Origin of the sequence: Aquabacterium sp. (genome assembly GCF_016234775.1) — a bacterium.
Lineage (GTDB): Bacteria > Pseudomonadota > Gammaproteobacteria > Burkholderiales > Burkholderiaceae_C > Aquabacterium.
This window is the reverse complement of the sequence record NZ_JACRAH010000027.1, coordinates 48,307-73,570: the sequence shown is the minus strand read 5'-3', so window position 1 is coordinate 73,570 and position 25,264 is coordinate 48,307. Positions and strand designations below refer to the sequence as shown.

The following is a 25,264-nucleotide window of genomic DNA, read 5'->3' as shown; positions in this document are numbered from 1 at the left end:
CTTCAGAATGTGTTTTTCCATAGTCGCAGAGCGGCAAAGACAGCCTCGGGGCTGGCATCCTTTGCGCCTTGCTGCAGGGCGCTGGAAACCACTTCAGGTTCGGCGCAACGAAGGAAGGGGTTGATGGCCTTCTCATTGCGCATGGTGCCGGGCAGGGTAGGCAGTGCGCGGGCTCTCAGAGCTTCGCAGTGCGCCTGGTAGGCACCAAGGTCAAGGTTGTGTGGCTCAACAGCCTTCGCAAAACGCAGGTTGCTGAGGGTGTACTCGTGCGCGGCACAGATGCGCGTGGCATCCGGCAGAATGTCTTTCAGGCGGGTGAGGCTGGCGAACAACTGCGCCATGGTGCCATCGAACAGGCGGCCACATCCCGCAGAGAAGAGTGTATCTCCAACGAAGGCTGTCGGATCAGGCAGCGATTGATCTGGCGCAGGCGGTAGCAGGTAAGCGATGTGACCGGCCGTGTGCCCCGGCGTGTCCAGCACGTGGATGCTCAGGCCAGCCCACTCGATGGTGTCGCCCTCTCCAACCCGTTGTGTGACGCCGTCAATGGCTTCGTGGCGTGGCCCGTAGACTGCAGTGTGGTCAGATTGCAAGGCCCGCAGGCCTGCGGTGTGATCCGGATGATGATGGGTCACTAGAATGGCGGTCAGCGTCAACCTGCGTTGCTGCAGCGTGTCGAGCACGGGCGCAGCATCACCTGGATCGACGACAAGGGCTTGTTGGCCGTTGTGGATCATCCAGATGTAGTTGTCGGTGAAGGCGGGTAGAGCTAGTAATTCCATGACCAGAGTCGATCCAATTATAGAGTTGCACCCCTGGCTGGCCTTGCCGCCAGGGCAGGCTTTGCTGGAGTGGGAGCAAGCGCAGATGGATCGCCTGGTGGCGGACATCTTCGGCTTTCACGCGCTGCAGCTGGGTTTGCCTGAGTTGGATGGCCTGCGCATGAACCGCATGCAGCATCGTTGGCTGGCGCTGGACGCAGCTTACGCGCAATGGGAGCCGCCGTCTGGCATGTCGCCACTGGTTCATGAGCCTCTGGTGGAGGGCGGGCAGATCCTCAATGGCGCACCCTTCAGCTTGCGCTGTGATTTCGAGGCGCTGCCTTTCCCGAGCAACAGTCTGGATCTGGTGGTGCTGCCTCATGCCCTGGAGCTGGCACGCGATCCGCACGATACCTTGCGTGAGGTGGAGCGTGTACTGGTGCCGGAGGGGCGTGTGGTGATCGCCGGCTTCAATCCGGCCAGCTTGTGGGGCGTATGGCAAAGAATGGGGCGCTGGGGCGCTCGCTCTGCGCTGGTGTTGCCGCAAGGCGAGTTCATCGCTTACTGGCGCTTGCGCGACTGGTTGCGCCTGCTGGACCTGGAGGTGGAGGCAGGTTGCTTTGGTTGCTACCGCCCAATGGTGCGCAGCGAACAATCATGGGCGCGCCTGAGTTGGATGGAGCACGCGGGCGACCGCTGGTGGCCCGTGTTGGGCGCCGTTTATTTTGTCGTGGCCGTGAAGCGGGCACGGGGCATGCGCCTGGTGGGCAAGATCAAGAAGGCTCGTGTGGCGCCGAGCGCTGCACCGGCCGTCGTGGCACAGCGCCATCAGCGCGATGGCCACTTTCAACAGGATGTGAATGGATGACTGAATCAGCAACGCCTGCCGTCGTGATGTACACCGACGGCGCGTGCAAGGGCAATCCTGGCCGAGGTGGCTGGGGTGTATGGATGGTCTGCGGGCCTCACGAGAAAGAGATGTGGGGCGGTGAACTGGTGACCACCAACAACCGCATGGAGTTGACGGCGGTCATCCAGGCGCTGGCTTCACTCAAGCGCCGCTGCAAGGTCGTGATCTACACGGACAGCGAATACGTGCGCAAGGGAATCACCGAATGGATCACCGGCTGGAAGCGCCGCGGCTGGAAGACCGCCGATGGCAAGCCCGTCAAGAACGAAGATCTGTGGCGCACGCTGGAGCTGCAGGCGGCCAATCACGACGTGGACTGGCGCTGGGTGCGCGGCCATGCTGGCGACCCGGGCAATGAACGTGCTGACGGCCTGGCCAACCGCGGGGCCGCTGAGGCGAAATAGCCTTTTGAGGACCGTGCGCTCAGGCCTCAGAGAATGAGGACCATGGTCAGCTTGTCGAAATAGCGAATCTGTCCGGGGCCATCAACCAGCTTGATGGCATGAGGCAGGACGCCGCACGCCTGAAAGCCGGCGCGTTCATACAGGCGGATGGCTGATTCACTGGATGTGCTGACACGCAAGGTGATTTGCTCCAGGCCGATGGCGCGACGCGCCTCGGCGATGGCCGCATTGATCAGCATCAGGCCAATGCCTTTGCCCGTTGCTTTGGGGTTCACCATCATGCTGTTGAGTTCGGCGCTGTGCCGCAGCTTCTGCAGCGACTGGCGCTCCAGACCGATCATGCCGACCAGATCCTTGCCTGCCCATGCGCCCAGCAGGAAGGTGCCACCCAGCGTTTCGTACAGGCCCAGGCGGCCGATGTAGCTCTCGGGTGGGCGCGCCTGCTCGCTTTCGATGTCGGAGTCAAACGCATCCGGGTGCAGCTTCAGGCCTTCATCGCGAAGCCTCTTGTAGGCGCTCAGGTCCGCAGGGGCAATGCGCGCGATGCGGAGGGAAGAATCATTGCTGACCACGCAGGGTCTCCAGGGTGTTCATGTTGGCAAAAGCTTGGGTGTCCGCAAACGCGACGCTGGCCCAGTGCTGAGAGCGCACCCAATGGCCAACTTTGCGTTCACCGTTCACGAACTGGCTGACAGTGTCAGGGCAAACCCGCTTGCGAATCAATCCACAGACCCAATGGTGACGCTCATTTTCGGTGCCTGATTGCGTGCAAGGTGTCACGATGTCGGCATTTGATTGATGGGCCTCGCGCATCAGGCGGGCGATGAGGTCAGCGGGCAGGTGCGGCATGTCGCATGGCACGATCATCAACCAGTCGGTGTCCGTATGGCGCATGGCGGTGATGATGCCGGCGAGCGGGCCCTGGCTGACGTGCAGGTCAGGGTCATCGGGCAGGACCGAGTCTGAAGGTGCTTGACCGGTGACGTCGTTCAGGAGTTGCTGATAGCGGGGCAGATTGCGGTTGGCGCTGATGCGCAAGCTGCCGCACTGACGCTGAAGGCTGTCGAGCACCCAGGCAGCCAGAGGGCGCCCCTGATAGTTGACAAGGCCTTTGTCCTGCCCTTGCATGCGGCGCCCTTCGCCGCCGGCCAGCAGCCAGCCCGTGACGTTCTGAGAGGTGTGGTCAACCACCGATGTAGCTCATTTCAATGCGGGGCCCGCTGGACTGCCGGATCGCGTTGTCGGCCTGACCCGGCTGGCCTCGCAATTGAGAGTAGCGATCATCCCGCTGGGCCCACAAGGCGGCCATGCGTGCGGTGATCGCGTCATCATGCAAGGCCGGATCACGCAGGAGGCTGCGCAGTTCATAACCCTGAGAGGCGAACAGGCAGGTGTAGAGCCGGCCCTCGGTCGACATGCGCAGGCGGGAGCAGTCTCCGCAGAATGCCTGCGTGACGCTGGAGATGAAGCCCACCTGGCCGGCGCCATCGGCGTAGGCCCAGCGCTCGGCGGTGTCGCCGGACTGGCTGGGTGCGACAGGTCGCAGCGCGAAGGCCTGCTCGATCCGGGCTCGCACAACCTGCGAAGGCAGCACGTGGTCCATCTGCCAACGGTTGGTCTGGCCAACGTCCATGAATTCAATGAAACGCAACTCGACACCGGTGTGCCGGAAGTGCCTGGCCAGAGGCAGGATCTCCTGATCGTTAACGCCTTTCTGCACCACCATATTGACCTTGATCGGTTTCAGCCCGACGGCGTGCGCTGCCTCAATGCCGCTCAGCACGTCTGCCACGCTTAACTGGCTGTCGCTCATGCGCGCAAACATGGCTTCGTCCAGCGCATCCAGGCTGACCGTCACGCGTTGCAAGCCCGCATCCTTCAGTGCCTGGGCCTTGCGTTTGAGCAAGCTGCCATTGGTGGTCAATGTCAGCTCAGGCGGCTGGCCGTCCAGCGTGCGCAGTTCGGCCAGTTGGGCAATCAGGCGTTCGATGTCCTTACGTAGCAGGGGCTCGCCGCCCGTAAGCCGCAGCTTGCGCACGCCCAGGCGCATGGCCATGCGGGCAACGCGGGTGATTTCTTCGAAGCTCAGCAGTTCGGAGTGGGGCAGGAACGGATGGTCAGGGCCGAAGGCCGTGCGAGGCATGCAGTAGCCGCATCTGAAGTTGCAGCGATCCGTGACGGAAATGCGCAGGTCACGCAGCGGGCGCCCGAGTCGATCGGGCGTCGGGGAGCCCTGCGCGGCAGTTGTCGCGGATGGCAACGCCTTGGCGGCGGGCTGTGCGGAGGTCCGGATGGGGACGACTCGGCCCTTAGGTTGAGTGGCTGGCTGACTCATGGCCCTGCATTGTGCTGCAAGACGCGATCGGGCGCTGCTGCCCGCCCTGTCACGGACTCAGTTGTTCTGCTTGGTGTTGGGTTGACGTGAGGTCACCACGGGCGCACGGCGGGCACCATCAAAGCGTTGCTGCCAGTAGGCTTGACGCATGTCTTCGACCCGAACTTGCCCTCCCGCACGAGGCGAGTGGATGAACTTGTCATCACCGATGTAGATGCCGACGTGCGAAAAGGTGTGGCGCAGGGTATTGAAGAACACCAGGTCACCCGGCTTCAGTTCGGATTTCTGGATCGGGATCAGGTCAGGTGAGTTGGCTTGTTCACTGGCGCGGCGCGGCAGGATCAGGCCCACGCTGTTTTCAAACACATGGCGCGTGAAGCCGCTGCAATCAAACCCGCTTTTTTCGGATGTGCCGCCACGGCGGTAAGGCACGCCCAGGAAGTTCATAGCCGACAGCACCAGTTCCGAGGCCATGTCAGAGGCCTTGTCACGAACCTGCTGGGCCAGTTCGACCACGGGCTTGGTGTTGGGCAGCAGCCCCTTGTCGGCCAGGAAGCGGGACACGGGGTCACTGTCTTCTGCCGAATTGTTTGCCGTGGGAGTGGCGGGCGTGGCGCTGTTTGCCTGATTCGTGCCGGTCGCCGCAACGGGCGTCGCACTCTGGACTTGTTGTGCTTGTGACGAAGGCGCACCGAACAACAGGCCGATTGCCAGAAGGCAGGCGGCGAGGGCGTTCGTGTGGACTCCAACAGGGATCCCGGGGGCAGTGTCACCCAGCATCGGGGCTAGGCGGCCTTGACGGCGGATCGTGAAAAGCATGGGTCGCAAGCGTAGGGGCTCATCCTCGGTGCGTCAACCTCGAAAGGCTGGGGGAAACCTGAGATTAGCACCGAAATTTCGGCTTTTTCGATGAGCAACGCCCCAGATTGCCTGCGGCTTGCGACATATCAGCCCCGTTTCGCTGGCAGTCCGCCCGTCCGGCTCGGCGATCGGTGAGGATGACGTGGCGCAATGTTGTTGTTCTCTGCTGCTGCCGCATGTATGGCCTTGATATGTCGCAAGGCGAGGGGCCAGATGGCTGCCTATCCTGAACTGAGGGACTGGCCGTCCGCCAGTTCAAGAAGAAGACTTCAAGTCCCGGAGAACAGAAGATGTCGAGCAATACAGCCCAAGTGACCCCGATGACGCCCGCACTCGCTGCGGATGAACTGGCCCGCTTCAAGGCACGCTTGCAGGATCAGGCGAGGACGCTGAGTGCGCAGGACAGCGAACTGCGAGCCCGACTGGCTGCCGAGGAGTCCGTGACGGCCAATACCTTTGTGGCCGGTATCGAGGGTGCCATGGCCGCTGAGGCTGATGACGAAACCATCGCCTTCCTGCACCATGAGCAAACCGAGCTGGCTGCCACGAAGCAGGCGTTGGCGCGCATCGAAAGCGGCGAGTACGGCTACTGCGAGGAGTGCGGCGACGCCATCGGTGTGGCACGCCTGGAGGTCTTGCCTGAAGCCCACTTGTGCGTGAGCTGTCAGGACATGATGGAGCACCGCAAGGGTCGTTGATCAGGCGCTGAGTTGCTCGATCTGATCGGTCAACTCGAGCCAGCGTGATTCCAGTGCCTCCAGCTCGTCACCGATCGCCTTGAGGCGTTTGCCTTGCTCGGCGCGCTCGGAAGCTGACAAGGCTGGATTGGCCAGGCTTTCGGTGAGCGCGGCCTGTTCTTCATGCGCCTTGGCCAGACGCTGATCCACTTGCTTGAGTTCAGCCTTGAGCGGCTTGGCCTGATCGGCCAGCCGCTGACGCGCTTGAGCTTGCGCCTTGCGGTCTTCCTTGCCCTTGGCTGGTGCATCTGCTGGCAATGAAGGTGTTGCGGTGACCACTGCGGCGGTTGGTGTTGGTTGCGCTGGCGTCGGGGCCTTTGTGCCGCCGCCATTGGCCTTTCGATCTGCATCGCGCGCGGCGCGTGCAGCTTGCGCCACTTCCTTGGCTTGCTCCTGCAGCCACTTCTGGTAGTCGTCCAGGTCACCATCAAAGGTGCTGACGCTGCCCTTGGCCACGAGCCAGAACTCGTCGCACACTTCGCGCAGCAGGGCGCGGTCGTGGCTGACCAGCATGACGGTGCCTTCGAATTCGTTGAGCGCCATGCTCAAGGCTTCGCGGGTGGTGAGGTCCAGGTGGTTGGTGGGTTCGTCCAGCAGCAACAGGTTGGGGCGTTGCCACACCACCAGGGCCAGCACCAGGCGGGCTTTCTCTCCACCACTGAACTGGCTCACGGGCTGGTTGACCATGTCCCCGGTGAACTGGAAGCGGCCCAGGAAGTCGCGCAGTTCCTGCTCGCGGGCATTGGGCCCCACATCGCGCGCCAGGCGGATCATGTGTTGCATGGGGCCTTCGTCCATGCGCAGCACGTCCAGCTCCTGCTGGGCGAAGTAGCCGATGCTCAGCCCCTTGCCTTCGGTGATCTCGCCACTGACCAGCTTGTTCATGTGGGCCAGGGTCTTGACCACGGTGGATTTACCCTGGCCGTTGGCACCCAGGATGCCGATGCGCTGGCCGGGCAGCACGGAGCGGTTGATGCCGGACACGATGGTCAAGGGCTCCTGCCCGTCGCGGTGGTAGCCGCATGACAGTTCCTTGAGCGAGAGCATGGGGTTGGGCAGGCTGGCGGGCTCCGGGAAGGTGAACTGGAAGTCGCTGGCGGTGAGCACGGGCGCCAGCTTTTCCATGCGCTCCAGTGCCTTGACCCGGCTTTGCGCCTGGCGGGCCTTGCTGGCCTGGGCCTTGAAGCGGGCAATGAATTTGGACAGGTGGGCGATCTTGTCTTGCTGCTTGCTGAACGCGGCTTGCTGCTGGCTCATGCGTTCGGCACGCATGGACTCGAAGGCCGTGTAGCCGCCCGTGTAGCGGGTCAGCTTGCCTTCATCCAGGTGCAGGGTGACCTTGGTGATGGCGTCCAGAAATTCGCGGTCGTGGCTAATGATGAGCAGCGTGCCTTCATAGCGTTGCAGCCAGGCTTCCAGCCAGACCAGGGCGTCGAGGTCCAAGTGGTTGGTGGGTTCGTCGAGCAGCAACAATTTGGCCGGGCACATCAGGGCGCGGGCCAGTTGCAGGCGCATCCGCCAGCCGCCCGAGAAGCTGTTAACGGGGGCTTGCGACTGTTCGAGTGTGAAGCCCAGGCCCAACAGCAAGGCTTGTGCACGGGCGGGCGCATCGAAGTAGCCCACCTCGGCCAGCGTGGCATGGGCTTCGCCAATGGCGTTGCCGTCATCGGCTTCTTCGGCGGCGGCCAGGTCTTCCAAGGCCTTCATCAGGCGGGTGTCACCTTGCAGCACATATTCGGTGGCCGGGTCATCCGTCTCGGGCATGTTCTGCGCCACTTCGGCCATGCCACCCGGTTGCAGCCAGCTGGGCGGGATCTCGACATCACCGGCATCAGGGTGCAGGCGGCCGGCCAGCAGGGAAAACAGCGAGGATTTGCCCGCGCCATTGCGCCCGATCAGGCCGACTTTCTCGCCTGGATGCAGGGTGGCGCTGGCCTGGTTCAGGACGGGCTTGGTGCCGCGCAGCAGCGACACATTCTTGAGGACGATCATGGGGGCAATCAGTAAAGCAGATGGGCCCGGCGCTGGGCGCCGAGCGTGCGCAGTCTAAGGCAAGGCCTCAGGCGAGTAGCGCTTCGCGGGTGATGAGCAGCACCTGGTCGTCACCCGACGAGGTGGGCAGCCAGAACACAGGCAGGTTCGGAAAAGCGCGCTCGAAGTGCTCGCGCTCGTTGCCGATTTCCAGCACCAGCACGGTGTCAGGGGTCATGAACTTGTCAGCTTGCGCCCGCAGATCGGCGATGAGCTGGCGTGTGAAGTCCATGCCATCTTCGCCTGAGGCCAGGGCCAGTTCGGGCTCGGCCAGGTATTCGGCGGGCAGCGCCTTCATGGACTGCGCATTCACATATGGCGGATTGCACAGGATCAGGTCGTAAGGGCCGTTCACCGATTGCAGGCCGTTGCTTTGCAGCAGGGTGATGCGATCGGCCAGATCATGCTGGTCCACATTGATGCGGGCCACGGCCAGCGCATCCGGGCTGATGTCGGCGCCATCCACGCTCACGTCCGGGTAGGCCATCGCCGCCAGCACGGCCAGGCTGCCGTTGCCAGTGCACAGGTCCAGCACGCGTTGCGTCTTGTCACTCAGCCAGTCGTCGATCGTGCCTTCGGCGAGCAGTTCGGCGATGAAGGAGCGAGGCACGATGGCGCGTTCGTCCACATAAAAGGGCACGCCTTGCAGCCAGGCTTGATTCGTCAGGTAGGCGGCAGGCTTGCGCGTGCTGATGCGCTCGTCAATGAGCTGGCGCACTTGCGTCGCTTGTTCGCTCGACACGGTCTGGTCGGCCACGCCATCCAGATCGTCGATGGGCAGGTTCAGGCGCCACATCACCAGCCAGGCGGCTTCGTCAAAGGCGTTGGTGGTGCCATGACCAAAGCCCACACCAGCTTGCGTCAGTCGGGCGGCGCTGTCGTCGATCAGCTGGATGACGGTCTTCACGGTGTTCGTCACGCCAGCAGTCTTTCCAGCGTCTGCTTGTAGATGTCCTTGAGCGGTTCGATGTCGGCCACGGCCACGTGCTCGTCGATCTTGTGGATGCTGGCGTTGACGGGGCCGAATTCGACCACCTGCGGGCAGATCTGTGCGATGAAGCGGCCGTCCGAGGTACCGCCGGTGGTGGACAGCTCGGTGTCGATGCCGGTGACGCTCTGTATGGCTGCTGCCATCGCGTCAACCAGCGGGCCGCGCCGTGTCAGGAAGGGGCGGCCACCCACCGTCCAGTCGATGCTGAAATCCAGGCCATGGCGCTGGAGCAGCGCTTCGACCTGGCTTTGCAGTCCTTCCGGTGTGGATTCGGTGGAGAAGCGGAAGTTGAAGTCGATCACCAGCTCACCGGGGATCACGTTGTTCGCACCCGTGCCGGCATGGATGTTGGACATCTGCCAGCTCGTGGGCGGGAAGTGGTCATTGCCCGCATCCCAGACGATGGTGGTGAGCTCGGCCAACGCGGGTGCGGCCAGGTGAATGGGGTTCCTGGCCAGGTGCGGATAGGCGATGTGGCCTTGCACGCCCTTGATGCGCAACTTGCCCGAGAGCGAGCCACGGCGACCGTTCTTGATCATGTCGCCCACCTGCTTGACCGAGGTGGGTTCGCCCACGATGCAGGCGTCCAGACGTTCGCCACGTTCCTGAAGCCATTCGCATACCTTGACGGTGCCGTCCACGGAGGGGCCTTCTTCGTCGCTGGTGATCAGAAAGGCGATGCTGCCCTGGTGCTGCGGGTGGGCTGCCACGAACTCTTCGCTGGCCACCACCATGGCAGCCAGAGAGGTTTTCATGTCGGCAGCGCCGCGGCCATAGAGCAGGCCATCGCGGTAGCTGGGCACGAAGGGTGGGCTGCTCCATTGATCAAGCGGGCCGGTGGGCACGACATCGGTGTGGCCGGCAAATACCAGTGTGGGGGCACCCGTGGCGTGGCCTGTGCCGCGCTTGATGGCCCAGAGGTTGGTCACGGGGGCATCTTGCGGGCCGAAGGTCAGTGTCTGGCACTCGAAGCCGATGGCGCGCAGGCGATCGGCCATCAGGTCCTGACAGCCATGGTCAGCCGGGGTGACGGACTGGCGTGCGATCAGCGCCTCGGTGAGGCGCACGGTGGCGGTCATGTTGTGGTGTCGGAAATCGGGTTGCTTCTGAATCAGAAGCGGGTGGACGAGAAGCCGTTGTTGCTGTCGTCAGGGCGAACGTCGAGGGTGATCTCGGTGAACGAGGGGCCGTCTTCCACTTCCTCGGGCTTGGCCGCGAGCTTGGACTTGTTGGTCGTGTCGTTCTGCAGGCGCCACATGAGGTTCGTGGGCGAGTCGGCGTGGATCAGGCCCTCATCGCGCGTGACGATGCCTTCGTTGATCAGTCGGGCGATGTCTTGTTCGTAGCTCTGCGAGCCTTCGGCCATGGACTTCTCCATCGCTTCCTTCACGCCGGTGAAGTCACCCTTTTCGATCATCTCGGACACGAGGTGGGTGTTGAGCAACACTTCAACCGCCGGTACGCGGCCGCCTGTGGCGGATTTGAGCAGGCGTTGCGACACGATGGCTTTCAGGCCGGAAGCCAGGTCGCTCAGCAAGGCCGGGCGGGCCTCCGGTGTGTAGAAGGACAGGATCCGGCCCAGTGCGTGATAGCTGTTGTTGGCGTGCAGGGTGGACAGCACCAGGTGGCCCGACAGCGCGTAAGAGATCGCGGCCGTCATGGTTTCGCGATCGCGGATTTCGCCGATCAGGATGCAGTCCGGCGCCTGGCGCAGGGCGTTCTTCAGGCCGACCTGCAGCGACTGGGTGTCACGCCCCACTTCACGCTGGTTGACGATGGACTTCTTGTTGGAGAACAGGAACTCCAGCGGATCCTCGATGGTGAGGATGTGGCCGGTCATATTCTGGTTGCGGTGCTCCAGCATGGCCGCCAACGTCGTGCTTTTACCGGCGCCCGTGGCACCAGCCAGCAGGATCAGGCCACGCTTTTCCAGGATCAGGTTGGACAGCACATCGGGCACGTTGAGCGAGTCCAGCGCAGGGATGTCGGAGGGGATGTAGCGAAACACCGCTGCCACCGAGCCGCGCTGCTTGAAGGCGCTCAGACGAAAGATGGCCACACCGGGAATGGTGATGCCCAGGTTCAGTTCACCCGTTTCGTCCAGCTCTTCCATCTGTGTCGAAGAGATCATCTCCGACAACAGTTGGCGAGGCTGGGACGGGGTGAGGATCTGATCCGTCAGCTGCATGATCTGACCATGGATCTTGATGAGGATGGGTGTCCGGGCAGACAGAAAGACGTCAGACGCCTTCTTCTCGGCCATCAGGCGCAGTACCCGTTCGAGATTGCCACCGCTCATCAAGTTCTCCCGTTTGAATCAGTTCTCAGATGCAGGAAGGATCAGACCGGCAGGCCGATCAGGCGCCGCGCAGCAGGTCGTTGATGCTGGTCTTGGAGCGGGTCTGGGCGTCCACGCGCTTGACGATCACGGCGCAGTACAGCGAGTACTTGCCGTCAGCCGAGGGCAGGTTGCCCGACACGACCACGGAGCCGGCGGGGATGCGGCCATAGCTGACTTCGCCCGTGGCGCGGTCATAGATCTTGGTGGACTGACCGATGTACACGCCCATCGAGATCACCGAGTTCTCTTCCACGATCACGCCTTCGACCACTTCCGAGCGGGCGCCGATGAAGCAGTTGTCTTCGATGATGGTGGGGTTGGCTTGCAGGGGTTCCAGCACACCGCCGATGCCGACGCCGCCGGACAGGTGGACGTTCTTGCCGATCTGGGCGCACGAACCAACCGTAGCCCAGGTGTCCACCATGGAGCCTTCATCGACGTAGGCGCCGATGTTCACGTAGGAAGGCATCAGGATCACATTCTTGGCCTGGAAGCTGCCACGACGGGCCACAGCAGGAGGCACCACGCGCACGCCGGAAGCGCGCAATTGCTCTTCGCTCCAGCCGGCGTACTTCGTTGGAACCTTGTCGTAAAACTGCAGCGGGCCGTCGCCCATGGGCACGTTGTCGTTCAGACGGAAGGACAGCAGCACGGCCTTCTTGATCCACTGGTGGGTCACCCAGTCGCCGTCGATCTTCTCGGCCACGCGCAGCTTGCCGCCGTCCAGGGCGTCGATGATGTGGTTGACGGCGTCGCGGATTTCAGCGGGGGCGCTGGCGGCGGACAGCGAAGTGCGCTGTTCCCAGGCGTTGTCGATGACGGTTTGCAGAGCTTGGGTCATGTTCTTCTCTCAGATTCAAACAGATTGGGATTCAATGAAGGCCTTGATGCGCTGGGCGGCTTCGACGCATTCGTCGACACCGGCCACGAGCGCCATGCGGACGCGGCCCTGGCCTGGGTTCACACCGTTGGCTTCGCGCGCCAGGTAACTGCCAGGCAAAACGGCCACATTGTATTGAGCCAGCAGCTCGCGGGTGAATGTTTCGTCGCTGCCGCCGCAAATGTGTGCGGGCACCTTGGCCCACAGGTAGAAGCTGGCATCGGGCAGGGCCACGTCCATCACGGAGGCCAGGATGGGGGTGACCTGCTCGAATTTCTGGCGGTACAGGGCGCGGTTTTCCACCACGTGGGCTTCATCGTTCCAGGCGGCCACGCTGGCGCGCTGCACGGCCGGGCTCATGGCGCTGCCGTGGTAGGTGCGATACAGCAGGAAGGCCTTCATGATGGCCGCGTCGCCCATGACGAAGCCGGAGCGCAGTCCCGGCACGTTGGAGCGTTTTGAAAGGCTGGTCAAGGCGATCAGGTTCTTGAAGTCGGTGCGGCCGAGCTTGACGGCGGCTTCGAGGCCACCCAGGGGCGCCGCATCCGCTCCTTCACGGAAGTAAATCTCCGAGTAGCACTCGTCCGAGGCGATCACGAAACCGTAGCGGTCGCTCAGTTCGAACAGGCGTTGCCATTCGCTCAAGGGCATGACGGCGCCGGTCGGGTTGCCGGGTGAGCACACGAACAGCAATTGCGTGGTCGCCCACGTCGATTCCGGGATGGACGACCAATCCGCCGCAAAGTTACGGGCCGGATCCGAGTTGGCAAACACCACGCGGGCGCCTGCCAACAGGGCAGCGCCTTCGTAGATCTGATAGAAGGGATTGGGGCAGACCACGGCTGGGCCACCGGCATCCTGATGCTGGGTCGGGTCGATCACGGCCTGCGCCAGGGCAAACAGGGCCTCTCGCGAGCCGTTCACCGGCAGGATCTGTGTGGCGGCATCGAGTTTCAGGCCGTAGCGGCGCTCGACCCAGGCGGCGCAAGCCTCGCGCAAGGCGGGCTCGCCGGCTGTGGCGGGGTAGCTGGCCAGGCCATCCAGGGCAGCCGTCAGGGCTTCCTTGATGAAGGCCGGGGTGGGGTGCTTGGGCTCGCCAATGCCCAGGCTGATGGCACGGTAAGCGGGGTTGGGGGTGACGCCAGCCGTGAGGCCACGCAGGCGCTCGAAGGGGTAGGGCTGGAGTTTCTTCAGCAATGGGTTCATCCCGCGATTATCCCAGGCGCGGGCGCTTTGCTGCGGTAACAGGGGCAAGACGGTGTCAGGGCTTGTCCGCAGGTGCGGTCACGTCACGGTCGCGGCCGTTGCTCTTGGCTTCATACAGAGCCTTGTCAGCGCGCTCCAGCGTGTGCGTCAGCGAGGTCACGCAGTCGTGCACGGCCACGCCTGCCGAGAACTTCACCCGCAGTTGCGGTACGTTCTCGGATACTGTGCACGTCGAAAGCGCTTGGCGCAGGCGCCCCAGGGCGACCAGGGCCTTTTCGGCTGCGGTATTGGGCAGCAGAAAGATGAACTCTTCGCCGCCCCAACGGGCAATGATGTCGGTTTCGCGCAGCACGATGCCGGATGCGTTGGCAAATGCCATCAGGGCTTGATCACCAACCTTGTGGCCATATTGGTCGTTGACGCGCTTGAAGTGGTCGAGGTCAATCAGTACCACCGTGAATCTCTCGCCATAACGTTCGAATCGCTTGACGGCGTCCTCCAGGCGATCCTGCATGAAACGTCGGTTGTACAAGCCTGTGAGCACGTCATGCGTGGCCATCTGCTGCACTTGCTCCAGTGCCATCTTCAGGTCCTTGCGCTGGGCGGCCAGGCGATTTCGCCATGACGAAATCTGGTAGGCCGAAAAGATCAGCGTCGGCACCGTGCCCAGCATCAATTCAAAGCGCAGCAATTCCAGATCTGGCGGGTAGTAGTCAGGGTCAATATGGGCCAGAACGCCCATGCTCAAACCCAGCAGCAACATGGCTGCCACGCCGATTTGCACTGATTGCTTGGGGGTGTGGGTATACATGCCAAACACCATGACCAGGGCGATCAGCACCAGTACCACGCCACGGTCATGCGGCCCCACGGCGGTGTAGGCAAAGGCGATGGCCAACAGTGCGAACACGTTTTGCGGCAGCATCAAGGTGGGGTCCTTGAGGTGCCTGGTCTTGCCGAAGCGGACCAAGGCGTAAAACGCCACGTAGGCAGGCATGCTGGTTGCCCACAGCAGCTTGGGGGCAAAGGGCCGCATCAGGTTGATCTCGGCGGCGTAGTAGGCCGCGCTGCAACAGATGGCATACATGATGGCGCACAGCAAGATGGCTGCGGTGCGCGCCCGTGTAGCGCGGTCATGTCCGAAGACGGTATGTACCAGCTTGCCTACCGCGTCCTCAATGGGGTCGCTGGGCTGCACAGGAGGAACGAACTGTGTCATGTCATCGCCTCGCTGGATGAGGCCGAGGTGGCACTGGGTGATTTCAGCTCTGTCTGGGCCAGCAGGCTGCGGTTTCGGCCCTGTCGTTTGGCTTCATACAAGGCTTCATCGGCGCGTTCGATCAGGTGCTCCAGCGCTTCACCGACTTTGGCCTGGGCCACACCGGCAGAGAAGGTCACGTGCAACTGTGGGTAACCAGGAATTTCCAGTTGAGCCACAGACATCCGCAGGCGCTCAATGGCGTTCATGCCCTCTGTCGCGCTGATGCTGGGCAGCATGACCAGGAATTCTTCGCCGCCCCAACGCGCAAACTTGTCAACCTGCCGGATCTGCCCCTGGGCGTGCTGGGCCATGCTGCGTAACACCGCATCGCCGGCGTGGTGGCCATAGTGATCGTTGACATGTTTGAAGTGATCAATGTCGATCAATGCAATGCACATCGCCGAGCCGCTGCGCTCTATCAGCCGCAGCTCGTTTTCTGCCAACTCCGTCATCATTCTGCGGTTGAGCGCGCCGGTGAGCATGTCGCTGGTGGCCATTTGCTTGACCGTGTCCACCGCTTCCTGCAGTTCGCGCGCCTGACGCCCGATGCGCACACGGATGTCGCTCACCCATTTGCCGATCAGCGACAGGGTCAGCAATGTGGAGCCACCAACCAGGAAGTGCGTCCAGCCAGAGGAGGCTGGATAGTTGGCGGATGGGTCCAGCGCCATCCACATGACACAGCCACACAGTGTCAGCACCGTGAATACACCCAGCATCAGCACCTGTATGGGTTTGAGCCTGAACATGGACAACACGATCGTCTGCGCAATCAGGATCATCACGTTGCCCCGGTTTTCACCCAATTGAGCGTAGGCGGCCATGCACAAGGCAATCGTCACAAGGGCATGAGGGAAGGTCAGCACAGGGTCGGCGAAGCGTTGCGACCAGCCTGAGCGCACCAACACGAAGACACCGAGGAACGTCAGGATGCTCGCCTGGATCAGCGCCTGAGCCATGTCATGTGGCAACAGGTTCAGATACTCGGAATGCAGGATGACGCCCACACTCACGGCATAGGGTTGCAGGGTAATCAGAACCAGCAGAACATGGCGACGCAGGTGAGGGTCTTCACCCAGCACCCAGTTCGACAGTGTTTGCAGCCAGAGAGGTTTGTTCATCAATGCTCAACAGGTTTAACGGGCTATCGGCACTGGCGGCAAAAGCTTGACCCTGGATGGCCCTAATGGTGGGGGCTGTTGAGCTTGTCCCACAGCCTGAAGGCCTGCGTCTGGATGGCTTGAGGCAGCGTCAGGAAGTTGGCGGAGAGTTTTCTTGATCCGAAATCGCTGGGTGTGCGGGCCACGGCACCCCGGATGGCGTATTTCTGATCTTTGTAGAACACCAGCAACTTGCCTTCGTCCGGCTCCGCAGGCAGCCCTGGAATGGCGTAAGCGAGAAAAACGTCAGCTTGTCCGTCACCGTCGTAGTCACCCAGCAGGATCAGTTCGTTGGTGCGTTGGGCAGGCTGGTCGTGCAAAAAATCACGGGCTTGCCAGTCCCGCTTCCAGCCAAGTGGCGTCTGGCGGAATTTGAGGAAAGTGAGTTCTGCCTCCGATTGGCTCGGGGGCAGGGGCTGACTGTTGGTCGAAAGGGTCGCCAGCACCAATTGCTCGCCTAGTTTGTCCTTGCAGGACCAGGCTTGGGTAACGCGGCTACCCTTTGGCAATTCGAGGCTATCGGGCAGTGCAGCAGGAGGCAGAGGTCTTGTTGTGCAGGCGTGTGCTGCAAAGTCGGGCAGCACGCACAGCAGCGCTGCCATCCATGAGGCGCAAAGTGATCGCGTCATGGGTGTTTGCCGGCTGCGCCCGGCAGGTAGCGCTTGTCGGAATAGGTCAACATCCACTCAGGCTTGAATGCCACGAAAATGGCCGTGATCATGCCCGTGCTGATGGCCTCGCCCCATCCAAGCAACCAGTTGGCCAGCATCCAATCCTCGGTCGACAGGGCATCAGGTTTGTGCTGAGCGAAGATGGCGAAGTAGCCCGTGAGCGTGACGGCCAGAGCGGTGACCACGAACCCTCGCCCCAGGATGTAGACAAACAGGTGTTGGGGCATCCAGCGCCGCACTGCCAGGCCCAACATCAGGGCGAGCGTGGAGGGAATCACGCCCAGCCAGACGATGTGGGTGACCAGTGCGTCGGCGTCAGGCCAGGCACGTGCCTCAATCAGTTTGGCAACAAGGGCGATGGGCAGCAAGCTCCAGATGGCGAGGGGCCAGCCAAACATGAGCACCAGCAGGCAGGCGCCGGTGACATGCAGGGCCAGGCCGTTGGGCAAGAGGTGCTGTGTCCACCAGACGCAGGGCAGCAGCACCATCGCGCCCATCCAGGGGCTCTGCAGGGGGGCATGCCTCAGCGGGAGCCAGGGCTTGAACAGCAAAGCAACACCGAGGGCCGCTATCAGCAGGGCCCAATCCAGCCAGGCGGGCAGGGTGCCCATCACATGGTCATGGTGGCGTGGCGGTCAGCGGGCTGAATCAGCCCAGCAGGCCGGTTTCAGCGTTGTGCTGGGGCAGGTCCACCTTGGGGGCGGGCTTCCAGCCCTTCTTGCGGTGCTCCACGACCACGTTGGTGTAGATGCCGCCACGCACATACCACTTGGCGGTGATGCGCACGTAGCGCGGGTCGATGGCCTTCACGATGTCGGTCAGGATGTCGTTGGTGACTTTTTCATGGAAGGCGCCGTCGTTGCGGTAGCTCCACATGTACATCTTCAGGCTCTTGAGCTCGATGCACAGCTTGTCGGCGATGCAGTCGATCGTGAAGTGTGCGAAATCGGGCTGGCCGGTCAACGGGCAGAAGCAGGTGAACTCGGGCACCTGGAACTGGATGACGTAGTCGCGCTGGGGTGCCGGATTGGGGAACACGTCCAACTCGCGCGAAGGCGCCGAGGGCGGTGTGGCCGGCTTGGCGCGTGCGCCCACCTTCAAGTCGGCTGGCTTGCCGGTCTTGGCAGGCGCCTTGGTCTTGGCGTTGGGCTTGACTTCGGTGGCGCTGGTGGCGGGGGCTTTCTTGGCCATGGCGGACTACTTATCGTTAAAGGGGGAATCGGCAAAAGTGCAATGCTATCATCTTTGGTTGATTCTGGCCTGTCTTCGAACAGGTTTTGTCAAACAAATCAATGACTTAGCGGGTTTTTCGGAGGCGCGAGTCCCGGGCCGACACCAAGCATGCGACTGAATTCGATCAAGCTGTCTGGCTTCAAGTCATTCGCTGAACCTACGCACTTCCACCTGCCGGGCCAACTGGTCGGGGTGGTGGGGCCCAACGGTTGTGGCAAATCCAACATCATGGATGCGGTGCGCTGGGTGCTGGGCGAGTCCAAGGCGTCCGAGCTGCGTGGCGAATCCATGCAGGACGTGATCTTCAACGGCTCCGGCAACCGCAAGCCCGCCAGCCGCTCCAGCGTGGAGCTGGTGTTCAGCAATGAAGACGCCCGTGCGGGCGGCCAGTGGAACCAGTTCGCCGAGATCGCGGTCAAGCGCGTGCTGACGCGCGATGGCAACTCCAGCTACTTCATCAACAACCAGCCCGTGCGCCGTCGCGATGTGCAGGACGTGTTCCTGGGCACCGGCCTGGGCCCGCGCGCCTACGCCATCATCGGGCAGGGCACCATCAGCCGCATCATCGAATCCAAGCCGGAAGAGATGCGCCTGTTCCTCGAAGAAGCCGCCGGCGTCTCCAAGTACAAGGAGCGCCGCCGCGAGACCGAGAACCGCCTGAAGGACACGCGCGAGAACCTCACCCGCGTGGAAGACATCCTGCGCGAGCTGAACAACAACCTCGACAAGCTGGAAAAACAAGCCGAGGTGGCCACGCGTTATCACGGCCTGCAAGAGCAGGGCACGCTCAAGCTGCATCAACTGTGGTTCCTCAAGCACCGCGATGCCGCCACCGAGGAAACGCGCATCAAGCAGGCTGTGCTGGAGGCCACCAATGCGCTGGAAGGCCGCATGGCCGAGCTGCGTGCGGTGGAGGCCGAGCTGGAGCATGTGCGCCAGGATCACTACGCTGCCAGCGATGAACTTCATACGGCACAAGGTGTGCTGGCAGAGGCCAATCTGGAAGTCAGCCGCCTGGAAGAGCGCATCCGCTATGTGGTGGAAGGACGCCAGCGCGTGGAACAACGCCTGGCCGAACTGAAGGGCCAGAACGACCAGTGGGCCGAGCGCCGCGCCTCAGCCGAGTTCGAGCTGGAAGAGCTGGCCGAGAAAATGCTGGCCGCCGAAGAACAGGCCGAGATCATGGCGGCCCAGGCTGAAGAGCTGGCGGGCAACATCCCGAGTTTCGAAGACGCTGTGCGTGCGTCTACCGCGCGCGCCAACGAGCAACGTGGCGTGGCCGGCCAGGTGCAGCAGCAGATCCAGCTGCTGGCCGCCGAGTCGCGCAACATCGATGACCAGTCGCGCCAGTTGAGCCTGCGCCGTGAACGTCTGGCCACCGAGCGTCAGGGCCTGGCCGCCACGGACGATGCCCGCCTGATCGACATGCGTCGGCAACTGGAGATCGGCCAGGAAGAGCTGGCTGTGTTCGAAGCCCAGTTGGGCGAGCTGACCGAGTCCGTGCCCATGCTGGACGAAGGCCGCAAGGCCGCGCAGGCCGACAGCAACACGCAGGCCGCCAAGCAGGCCGAGTTGTCCGCCCGACTGGATGCCCTGCGCGCCTTGCAGGAGAAGGTGCAGACCGAAGGCAAGCTCAAGCCCTGGCTGGCCAAGCACGGCCTGGAAAGCCTGCAAGGCTTGTGGACCCGCGTTCACATTGAAACTGGTTGGGAAAACGCGCTGGAATCGGCGCTGCGCGAGCGTTTGTCCGCACTGGAGGTGGGCCGCGTGGAAACGGTGCGTGCGTTTGAAAACGACGCACCGCCCGCCAAGCTGGCCTTCTACAGCCTGCCTCAGCCCGGCATCCAGAACACGCATCACACGCTGCCGCGCCTGTCCGATCTGATGCGCCTCAACGATCAGGGTCTCAAGGCCTTGATGAACGATTGGCTCGAAGGCGTCTACACCGCAGGCAATCTGGAAGAAGCGCTGGCCAACCGCAGCAAGCTCACGCATGGCGAGGTCATCATGACCAGGGCTGGCCACATGGTCAGCCAGTTCGCCGTGAGCTTCTATGCGCCTGACTCCGAGCAGGCCGGCATGCTGGCGCGTGCGCAAGAGATCGAAAATCTGGAAAAACAGCTTCGTGCGCAGTCGCTGATCGCCGAAGACGCTCGCGCCAGCCTGATCCGCGCCGAAGCCGCTTACACCGATGCCGCTCAACGCCTGGCCACGGCCCGCCGTGACACCAGCGAAATCCAGCAGCGCACGCACCAGTTGCAGGTGGAAGTGCTGCGCCTGACACAGCAGGCCGAGCAGACCAACACGCGCCGCAGCCAGATCGAAGAGGAACTGGCCGAGATCGATGCGCAACTGGGTGATCTGCAGGAACGCCGTGCCATGGGTGAAGCCCGCTTTGAAGAGCTGGACTTGAGCCTGGCCGATGCCCAGGAAAAGCACGCCCAGCTTGAAGAAGCCGTGATCGAAGCCGAGCGCAAGCTCAACCAGGCGCGTGAGCAATCACGTGCCCTGGAGCGTCAGGCCCAGGAGGCCCAGTTCAGTGCCCGCTCCATGGCGGCTCGCCGTGGCGAGTTGCAACGCGGCATCGAGACCGCCGCCCAGCAGATCCAGACCAACGAAGCCTCGGCGGCGCAATTGCACGAAGAGCATGCGCGCCTGAGCGAGTCCACCTCGCAGACCGGTCTGGACGACGCGCTGGCCGTCAAGCTGGAAAAAGAAGGCCTGCTGCTGCAGACCCGCAATCGCTACGAAGACCTGTCTGCCCAACTGCGCCGGGCCGATGAGCAGCGCATGTCGTTCGAGCGCAGCCTGCAGCCCTTGCGTGACGAGATCACCAAGCTGCAACTGGAGCTGCAGGCCGCCACACTGGGTGGCGCGCAGTTCCTGGAGCAACTGACGGCCGCCGAGGTCAATCTCGAAGCCCTGGCTGAAGTGATCGAGCGCGATGGCGTCAAGCTCTACGGCCTGCAAACCGAGATCGACCGCATCCAGCGTGACATCAATGCCCTGGGCGCCGTCAACCTGGCCGCGCTCGATGAACTGACCGCAGCCCGTGAGCGCAAGGGCTTCCTGGATTCGCAGATGGCCGACCTGATGGACGCCATCCACACCCTGGAAGACGCCATCCACAAGATCGACCTGGAAACACGCGATCTGCTGGGTGCCACCTTCAACACCGTCAACGAGCACTTTGGCCGCATGTTCCCCAATCTGTTTGGGGGCGGCACCGCCAAGCTCGTCATGACGGGCGACGAAATCCTGGACGCTGGCGTGCAGGTCATGGCCCAGCCACCCGGCAAGAAAAACAGCACGATTCACCTGCTGTCCGGTGGCGAAAAGGCCCTGACCGCGATCGCGCTGGTGTTCGCCATCTTCCAACTCAACCCCGCCCCGTTCTGCCTGCTCGACGAAGTGGACGCGCCGCTGGACGACGCCAACACCGAGCGCTACGCCCGACTGGTCAAGAGCATGTCCAGCGGCACGCAGTTCCTGTTCATCTCTCACAACAAGATCGCGATGGAGATGGCCGAGCAACTGATTGGCGTGACCATGCAGGAGCAGGGCGTGTCCCGCATCGTGGCGGTGGACATGGAAGCCGCGCTGGGCATGGCCCACGCCGCCTGAGGAAACATCAATAATGAGCAGCAATTCCCTGACCTTGTATCTGGCCATTCTGGGCGGTGGTGTGTTGGCCGCAGTGGTCGCACATGGCGCCTGGACGGCCCGCAAGGCCGCCGCACGTCAACCCAAGCGCGCCACCCTGGAGCCCATGGATGGCTCGGTGCGCACGTCTGATGCGGCCTCCCAATCTGAGTTCGACAACGTTCCGACCCAGCCCATGGACGACCGCCCTGGCTCCGGCGGCCAGCCCGGCCTGCCTCCTGTCAAGCGAACCGGCCCGCGCCTGGATGCGCTGGTGGACGCCATCGCCACCATCAGCATCGATTCGCCCATGAGTGGCGACCACATCCTGCTGCATGTGCCCACTACGCGCCGGGCCGGCAGCAAGCCCATGCTGATCGAAGGCCTGCGCACCGATTGCGGTGAGTGGGAACAGCCTCAGGCAGGCGTGATCTACAGCGAACTGCAGGCTGGCGTCTTGCTGGCCAATCGCACGGGCGGCTTGAACGAGATCGAGTACTCCGAGTTTGTGCAAAAAATCCAGGCCATGGCCGATGCGCTGGGTGCCTCGCCAGAGTTTCCTGACATGCTGGATGTGGTGGCGCGCGCCAAGGAACTGGATGCCTTTGCCGGCGCTCACGACGCCCAACTGGCCTTGCGTCTGCATGCACGGGGCAGCGCTTGGTCGCTGGGTTATGTGACCCAGCAGGCAGCCCGCCACGGCTTCCTGCCAGGCGCCTTGCCGGGCCGCCTGGTGCTGCCTTCGCACGAAGAGGGCGCCCCGCCCATCCTGACGCTGCACTTCGACGCCCAGGCGGCTTTTGCCGAAGACCAGGAGCAGGCGACCCTGCGTGAGTTGGTGCTCTCATTCGACGTGCCACAAACAGGTGTCGAGCAGCAACCGTTCAAAGCCTGGTGTGCAGCTGGCGAAGCCTTGTCCATGTCCATGGATGCGGTGATGGCCGATGACCAGGGGCATCCGTTCACGGCAGCAGCTTTCGCCGCGATCGAAGGCGAACTGGGCAAGCTGTACGAAGCTCTGGCGGCGCGTGACCTGGCGGCGGGTGCTGCCTCCACGCGCCGACTGTTCAGCTGAAGCGGAGCCCGGCATGAGCCAGTCTGATCTGTTTGGCGAGCCACAAGGGGCATCGCCGGCTCAAGCGTCGCCCGCCGAGCAGGCGGCACAGTTGCGAGACCAACTGCATCGCCACGCGCACCAGTACTACGTGCTGGATGAGCCTCTGATCCCGGATGCCGAGTACGACCGCCTGTTTCAGGCCCTGCAAGTCCTGGAGGCAGAGCATCCTGAACTGCTGACGCCAGATTCGCCCACGCAACGCGTGCTGGGCAAGGTGCTGGACGGCTTCACGCCCGTGCGCCATGCCGTGCCTATGCTGTCCATCCGCACCGAGACGGACACCGAGGCCACCGGCGCGGAAGCCTTTGATGGCCGCGTGAGGCGCGAATTGGGCCTGACGGAGGATCAGCCTCCGGTGGAATACGCCGCCGAATTGAAGTTCGATGGTCTGGCCATCAACCTGCGTTACGAACAAGGCGTGCTCGTGCAGGCGGCCACGCGTGGTGATGGGGAGCAGGGAGAGGACGTCACCCAGAACATCCGCACGATCGGGCAGATTCCGCTCAAACTGAAGGCTTCTGATTCGACGCCTGAGGTGCTGGAAGTTCGTGGCGAGGTCTATATGCGCCGCGACGATTTCGAAGCCTTGAATGAACGCCAGCGCGAACATGGCGACAAGACCTTCGTGAACCCGCGCAATGCGGCTGCAGGCGCCGTGCGCCAGCAGGATCCGGCCATCGCCGCCAAGCGGCCCTTGAGTTTCTTTGCCTACGGCCTTGGTGAAGTCAAAGGCTGGGCCGTGCCGCCCACACACAGCGGTTTGCTGGATGCGTTGGCCGAGATGGGCCTGCCCGTTTGCGCCGAACGCACGGTGGCGCAAGGCGCTTCAGGCCCACAAGGCCTGGTGGCCTTTCATCAGGCCATCGGCCAACGACGAGACCAGTTGCCCTTTGACATCGATGGCGTGGTCTACAAGGTCAACAGCCGCGAACTGCAGGAGCGCCTGGGCTTCGTGACCCGCGAGCCACGCTGGGCCGTGGCGCACAAATACCCGGCGCAGGAGCAACTCACGCAGGTCGAGGGCATCGACATCCAGGTCGGGCGCACCGGCAAGTTGACACCTGTGGCGCGCCTCAAGCCCGTGTTCGTCGGTGGCGTCACCGTGACCAACGCGACCTTGCACAACTTGTTCGAGCTGCGCCGTAAGCGCGCCAGGGTAGGGGACACCGTCATCGTGCGCCGCGCGGGCGATGTGATCCCCGAAGTGGTGGGCGTGGTGGGCGAGGCGCGTGCCAGCTACGTGCCCAACTTCCGCATGCCGTTGAACTGCCCCGTGTGTGGCAGCACGGTGGTGCGTGAGCCTCGCGAGGTGAACCACCGCTGCACGGGCGGCCTTTTTTGTGCCGCCCAGCGTAAACAGGCTTTGCTGCACTTTGCCCAACGCCGCGCCATGGACATCGAAGGCCTGGGCGACAAGCTGGTCGATCAATTGGTGGACAGCGACCTGGTGCGCACGCTACCTGACCTGTATAAGCTGGGCCTGCTCAAACTGGCTGCGCTGGACCGCATGGCGGACAAAAGTGCCCAAAACATTATCGACGCGCTGGACAAGAGCAAGGCCACAACCTTGCCTCGCTTCCTGTTCGGCCTGGGCATACGGCATGTCGGCGAAGCGACCGCCAAAGACCTGGCGCGCCATTTCGGCCAGATGGGCCACAAGGATGACGAACGCAAGGGCGGCATCATGCATGCGACGGTGGACCAACTTCTGGCCGTGCGCGACGTGGGCCCCGTGGTCGCGCAGAGCATTCACACCTTCTTCGCACAGCCACACAACTGCGAAGTGGTCGAGCAACTCCGTGCCGCTGGCGTGACCTGGCCCGAGCACGAGCCCTCAGCCGAAGCCGACGCGGCCTCGCTGCCGCTGGCGGGCAAGACCCTGGTGCTGACCGGTACCTTGCCCACGCTGTCACGCGACGATGCCAAGGCCATGATCGAGGAGGCCGGCGGCAAGGTGGCGGGCTCGGTGTCCAAGAAGACGCATTACGTGATCGCAGGCGAAGAGGCTGGCAGCAAGCTCGACAAGGCCCAGAGCCTGGGTGTGCCGGTGCTGGACGAGGCGGGTTTGCTGGCCTTGCTGGCTCAGGCCGCTGCAGCCGAAGCCGCAGTCGAACCCGCGGCGGTCCCCGCATCCGACACCTCCGATCCAAGCTGAGGAACACGAGCCATGGCCATCCGCGAGATCCTGAAGATGGGTGATCCCCGCTTGCTCAAGGTGGCCGAGCCCGTTCAGGCCTTTGACACGCCCGAACTACACGCGCTGATCCAGGATCTCAAGGACACCATGGCCCATGCGCAGGGCGCCGGTCTGGCGGCGCCGCAGATCGGCGTGGACCTGTCGGTGGTGATATTCGGTTTTGGTCGCAGCCAGCGCTATCCAGATGCACCCCCTGTGCCTGAAACCGTGCTGATCAACCCGATCATCACGCCGCTGTCGGACGAAGAAGAAAACGGCTGGGAAGGCTGTCTGTCGGTTCCGGGCTTGCGTGGCGTGGTGCCGCGTTTTGCCAGGATTCGCTACCAGGGCTTCGACCAGCTCGGTCAGCCCATCGACCGCGAAGCGGAGGGCTTTCACGCCAGGGTCGTGCAGCACGAGTGCGATCACCTGATCGGTAAGCTCTACCCCATGCGGGTGCGGGATTTCAGGCAATTTGGCTACACCTCGGTGCTCTTTCCCGAACTGGAAGCCCTGCAGGAAGATTGAGGCCAAGCCTGTCCGCTGC

23 protein-coding genes are annotated in these 25,264 nt (G+C 63.0%); 7 read left to right on the top strand and 16 right to left on the bottom strand.

Features of this window, described 5'->3' with window-relative positions; all coding sequences use genetic code 11:
• Window positions 1-2 precede the first annotated feature (2 nt).
• Window positions 3-782, bottom strand: coding sequence for a hydroxyacylglutathione hydrolase (gene gloB / locus HY836_RS08220; protein ID WP_290675339.1), 780 nt, complete (start codon window positions 780-782; stop codon window positions 3-5).
• On the opposite strand from gloB, the gene HY836_RS08215 reads away from it, so the two are divergent.
• Both HY836_RS08215 and rnhA read left to right on the top strand, forming a co-directional pair.
• A complete protein-coding gene (locus tag HY836_RS08215; RefSeq protein ID WP_290675338.1) occupies window positions 781-1,629 on the top strand; it encodes a class I SAM-dependent methyltransferase in 849 nt (282 codons plus the stop codon). The genes gloB and HY836_RS08215 overlap by 2 nt on opposite strands.
• Entirely contained in the window at window positions 1,626-2,075 is a 450-nt protein-coding gene (rnhA, locus tag HY836_RS08210; protein ID WP_290675337.1) for a ribonuclease HI, read from the top strand. Before HY836_RS08215 ends, rnhA begins: the two co-directional genes overlap by 4 nt.
• A 26-nt stretch (window positions 2,076-2,101) precedes the next feature.
• Here rnhA and HY836_RS08205 read toward each other — a convergent pair whose 3' ends face one another.
• From HY836_RS08205 to HY836_RS08190, 4 genes are read right to left on the bottom strand one after another with little or no spacing between them, the layout of a single operon-like run.
• Complete coding sequence (locus HY836_RS08205) at window positions 2,102-2,647, bottom strand: GNAT family N-acetyltransferase (RefSeq protein WP_290675336.1); 546 nt, start codon at window positions 2,645-2,647, stop codon at window positions 2,102-2,104.
• Complete coding sequence (gene mobA / locus HY836_RS08200; protein ID WP_290675335.1) at window positions 2,634-3,266, bottom strand: molybdenum cofactor guanylyltransferase MobA; 633 nt, start codon at window positions 3,264-3,266, stop codon at window positions 2,634-2,636. Before mobA ends, HY836_RS08205 begins: the two co-directional genes overlap by 14 nt.
• On the bottom strand, window positions 3,259-4,410 hold the full coding sequence (moaA, locus tag HY836_RS08195) for a GTP 3',8-cyclase MoaA (protein ID WP_290675333.1): 1,152 nt from the start codon (window positions 4,408-4,410) through the stop codon (window positions 3,259-3,261). Before moaA ends, mobA begins: the two co-directional genes overlap by 8 nt.
• 57 nt (window positions 4,411-4,467) lie before the next feature.
• Window positions 4,468-4,974, bottom strand: a complete 507-nt coding sequence (locus HY836_RS08190) for a C40 family peptidase (protein WP_290675331.1) — start codon at window positions 4,972-4,974, stop codon at window positions 4,468-4,470.
• Between the two features lie 587 nt (window positions 4,975-5,561).
• Between HY836_RS08190 and HY836_RS08185 the strand changes: the two genes are divergently transcribed.
• Window positions 5,562-5,969 (top strand): TraR/DksA family transcriptional regulator, encoded by a 408-nt coding sequence (locus tag HY836_RS08185; protein WP_290675329.1) that lies wholly within the window; start codon window positions 5,562-5,564, stop codon window positions 5,967-5,969.
• Here the strand turns inward: HY836_RS08185 and HY836_RS08180 are convergent, their stop codons facing one another.
• The 11 genes from HY836_RS08180 to queF form a co-directional block, all read right to left on the bottom strand.
• Complete coding sequence (locus HY836_RS08180) at window positions 5,970-8,000, bottom strand: ABC-F family ATP-binding cassette domain-containing protein (RefSeq protein WP_290675327.1); 2,031 nt, start codon at window positions 7,998-8,000, stop codon at window positions 5,970-5,972. It abuts the gene before it with no gap.
• A gap of 67 nt (window positions 8,001-8,067) precedes the next feature.
• Window positions 8,068-8,946 carry a 50S ribosomal protein L3 N(5)-glutamine methyltransferase gene (gene prmB / locus HY836_RS08175; RefSeq protein WP_290675374.1) on the bottom strand — a complete coding sequence of 293 codons (879 nt, stop codon included), beginning with the start codon at window positions 8,944-8,946 and terminating at the stop codon, window positions 8,068-8,070.
• A gap of 8 nt (window positions 8,947-8,954) precedes the next feature.
• A complete protein-coding gene (dapE, locus tag HY836_RS08170; RefSeq protein ID WP_290675325.1) occupies window positions 8,955-10,109 on the bottom strand; it encodes a succinyl-diaminopimelate desuccinylase in 1,155 nt (384 codons plus the stop codon).
• A 32-nt stretch (window positions 10,110-10,141) separates the two neighbouring features.
• Entirely contained in the window at window positions 10,142-11,329 is a 1,188-nt protein-coding gene (locus tag HY836_RS08165) for a PilT/PilU family type 4a pilus ATPase (protein ID WP_290675322.1), read from the bottom strand.
• 58 nt (window positions 11,330-11,387) lie between these two features.
• On the bottom strand, window positions 11,388-12,212 hold the full coding sequence (dapD, locus tag HY836_RS08160; protein ID WP_290675320.1) for a 2,3,4,5-tetrahydropyridine-2,6-dicarboxylate N-succinyltransferase: 825 nt from the start codon (window positions 12,210-12,212) through the stop codon (window positions 11,388-11,390).
• A 15-nt stretch (window positions 12,213-12,227) separates the two neighbouring features.
• A complete protein-coding gene (dapC, locus tag HY836_RS08155) occupies window positions 12,228-13,457 on the bottom strand; it encodes a succinyldiaminopimelate transaminase (RefSeq protein WP_290675318.1) in 1,230 nt (409 codons plus the stop codon).
• A gap of 55 nt (window positions 13,458-13,512) precedes the next feature.
• Window positions 13,513-14,676, bottom strand: coding sequence for a GGDEF domain-containing protein (locus HY836_RS08150; protein ID WP_290675316.1), 1,164 nt, complete (start codon window positions 14,674-14,676; stop codon window positions 13,513-13,515).
• Window positions 14,673-15,839 carry a diguanylate cyclase gene (locus HY836_RS08145; protein WP_290675314.1) on the bottom strand — a complete coding sequence of 389 codons (1,167 nt, stop codon included), beginning with the start codon at window positions 15,837-15,839 and terminating at the stop codon, window positions 14,673-14,675. The genes HY836_RS08150 and HY836_RS08145 overlap by 4 nt, the downstream gene beginning before the upstream one ends.
• Window positions 15,840-15,901: 62 nt before the next feature.
• Complete coding sequence (locus HY836_RS08140; RefSeq protein WP_290675312.1) at window positions 15,902-16,507, bottom strand: M949_RS01915 family surface polysaccharide biosynthesis protein; 606 nt, start codon at window positions 16,505-16,507, stop codon at window positions 15,902-15,904.
• Complete coding sequence (locus HY836_RS08135; protein WP_290675310.1) at window positions 16,504-17,160, bottom strand: energy-coupling factor ABC transporter permease; 657 nt, start codon at window positions 17,158-17,160, stop codon at window positions 16,504-16,506. The genes HY836_RS08140 and HY836_RS08135 overlap by 4 nt, the downstream gene beginning before the upstream one ends.
• A gap of 37 nt (window positions 17,161-17,197) precedes the next feature.
• On the bottom strand, window positions 17,198-17,650 hold the full coding sequence (gene queF / locus HY836_RS08130) for a preQ(1) synthase (protein WP_290675372.1): 453 nt from the start codon (window positions 17,648-17,650) through the stop codon (window positions 17,198-17,200).
• 240 nt (window positions 17,651-17,890) lie between these two features.
• Between queF and smc the strand changes: the two genes are divergently transcribed.
• Genes smc through def form a run of 4 tightly spaced genes read left to right on the top strand, consistent with a single transcriptional unit; the run spans window position 17,891 to window position 25,245 of the window.
• Window positions 17,891-21,406, top strand: a complete 3,516-nt coding sequence (smc, locus tag HY836_RS08125) for a chromosome segregation protein SMC (protein ID WP_290675309.1) — start codon at window positions 17,891-17,893, stop codon at window positions 21,404-21,406.
• 13 nt (window positions 21,407-21,419) lie between these two features.
• A complete protein-coding gene (locus tag HY836_RS08120) occupies window positions 21,420-22,499 on the top strand; it encodes a cell division protein FtsZ (RefSeq protein ID WP_290675307.1) in 1,080 nt (359 codons plus the stop codon).
• Between the two features lie 13 nt (window positions 22,500-22,512).
• The gene (gene ligA, locus HY836_RS08115; protein WP_290675305.1) at window positions 22,513-24,696 is read left to right on the top strand and encodes an NAD-dependent DNA ligase LigA; all 2,184 of its coding nucleotides are present in this window, start codon (window positions 22,513-22,515) and stop codon (window positions 24,694-24,696) included.
• Window positions 24,697-24,708: 12 nt separating this feature from the next.
• Window positions 24,709-25,245, top strand: coding sequence for a peptide deformylase (gene def / locus HY836_RS08110; RefSeq protein WP_290675303.1), 537 nt, complete (start codon window positions 24,709-24,711; stop codon window positions 25,243-25,245).
• Window positions 25,246-25,264: the final 19 nt, after the last annotated feature.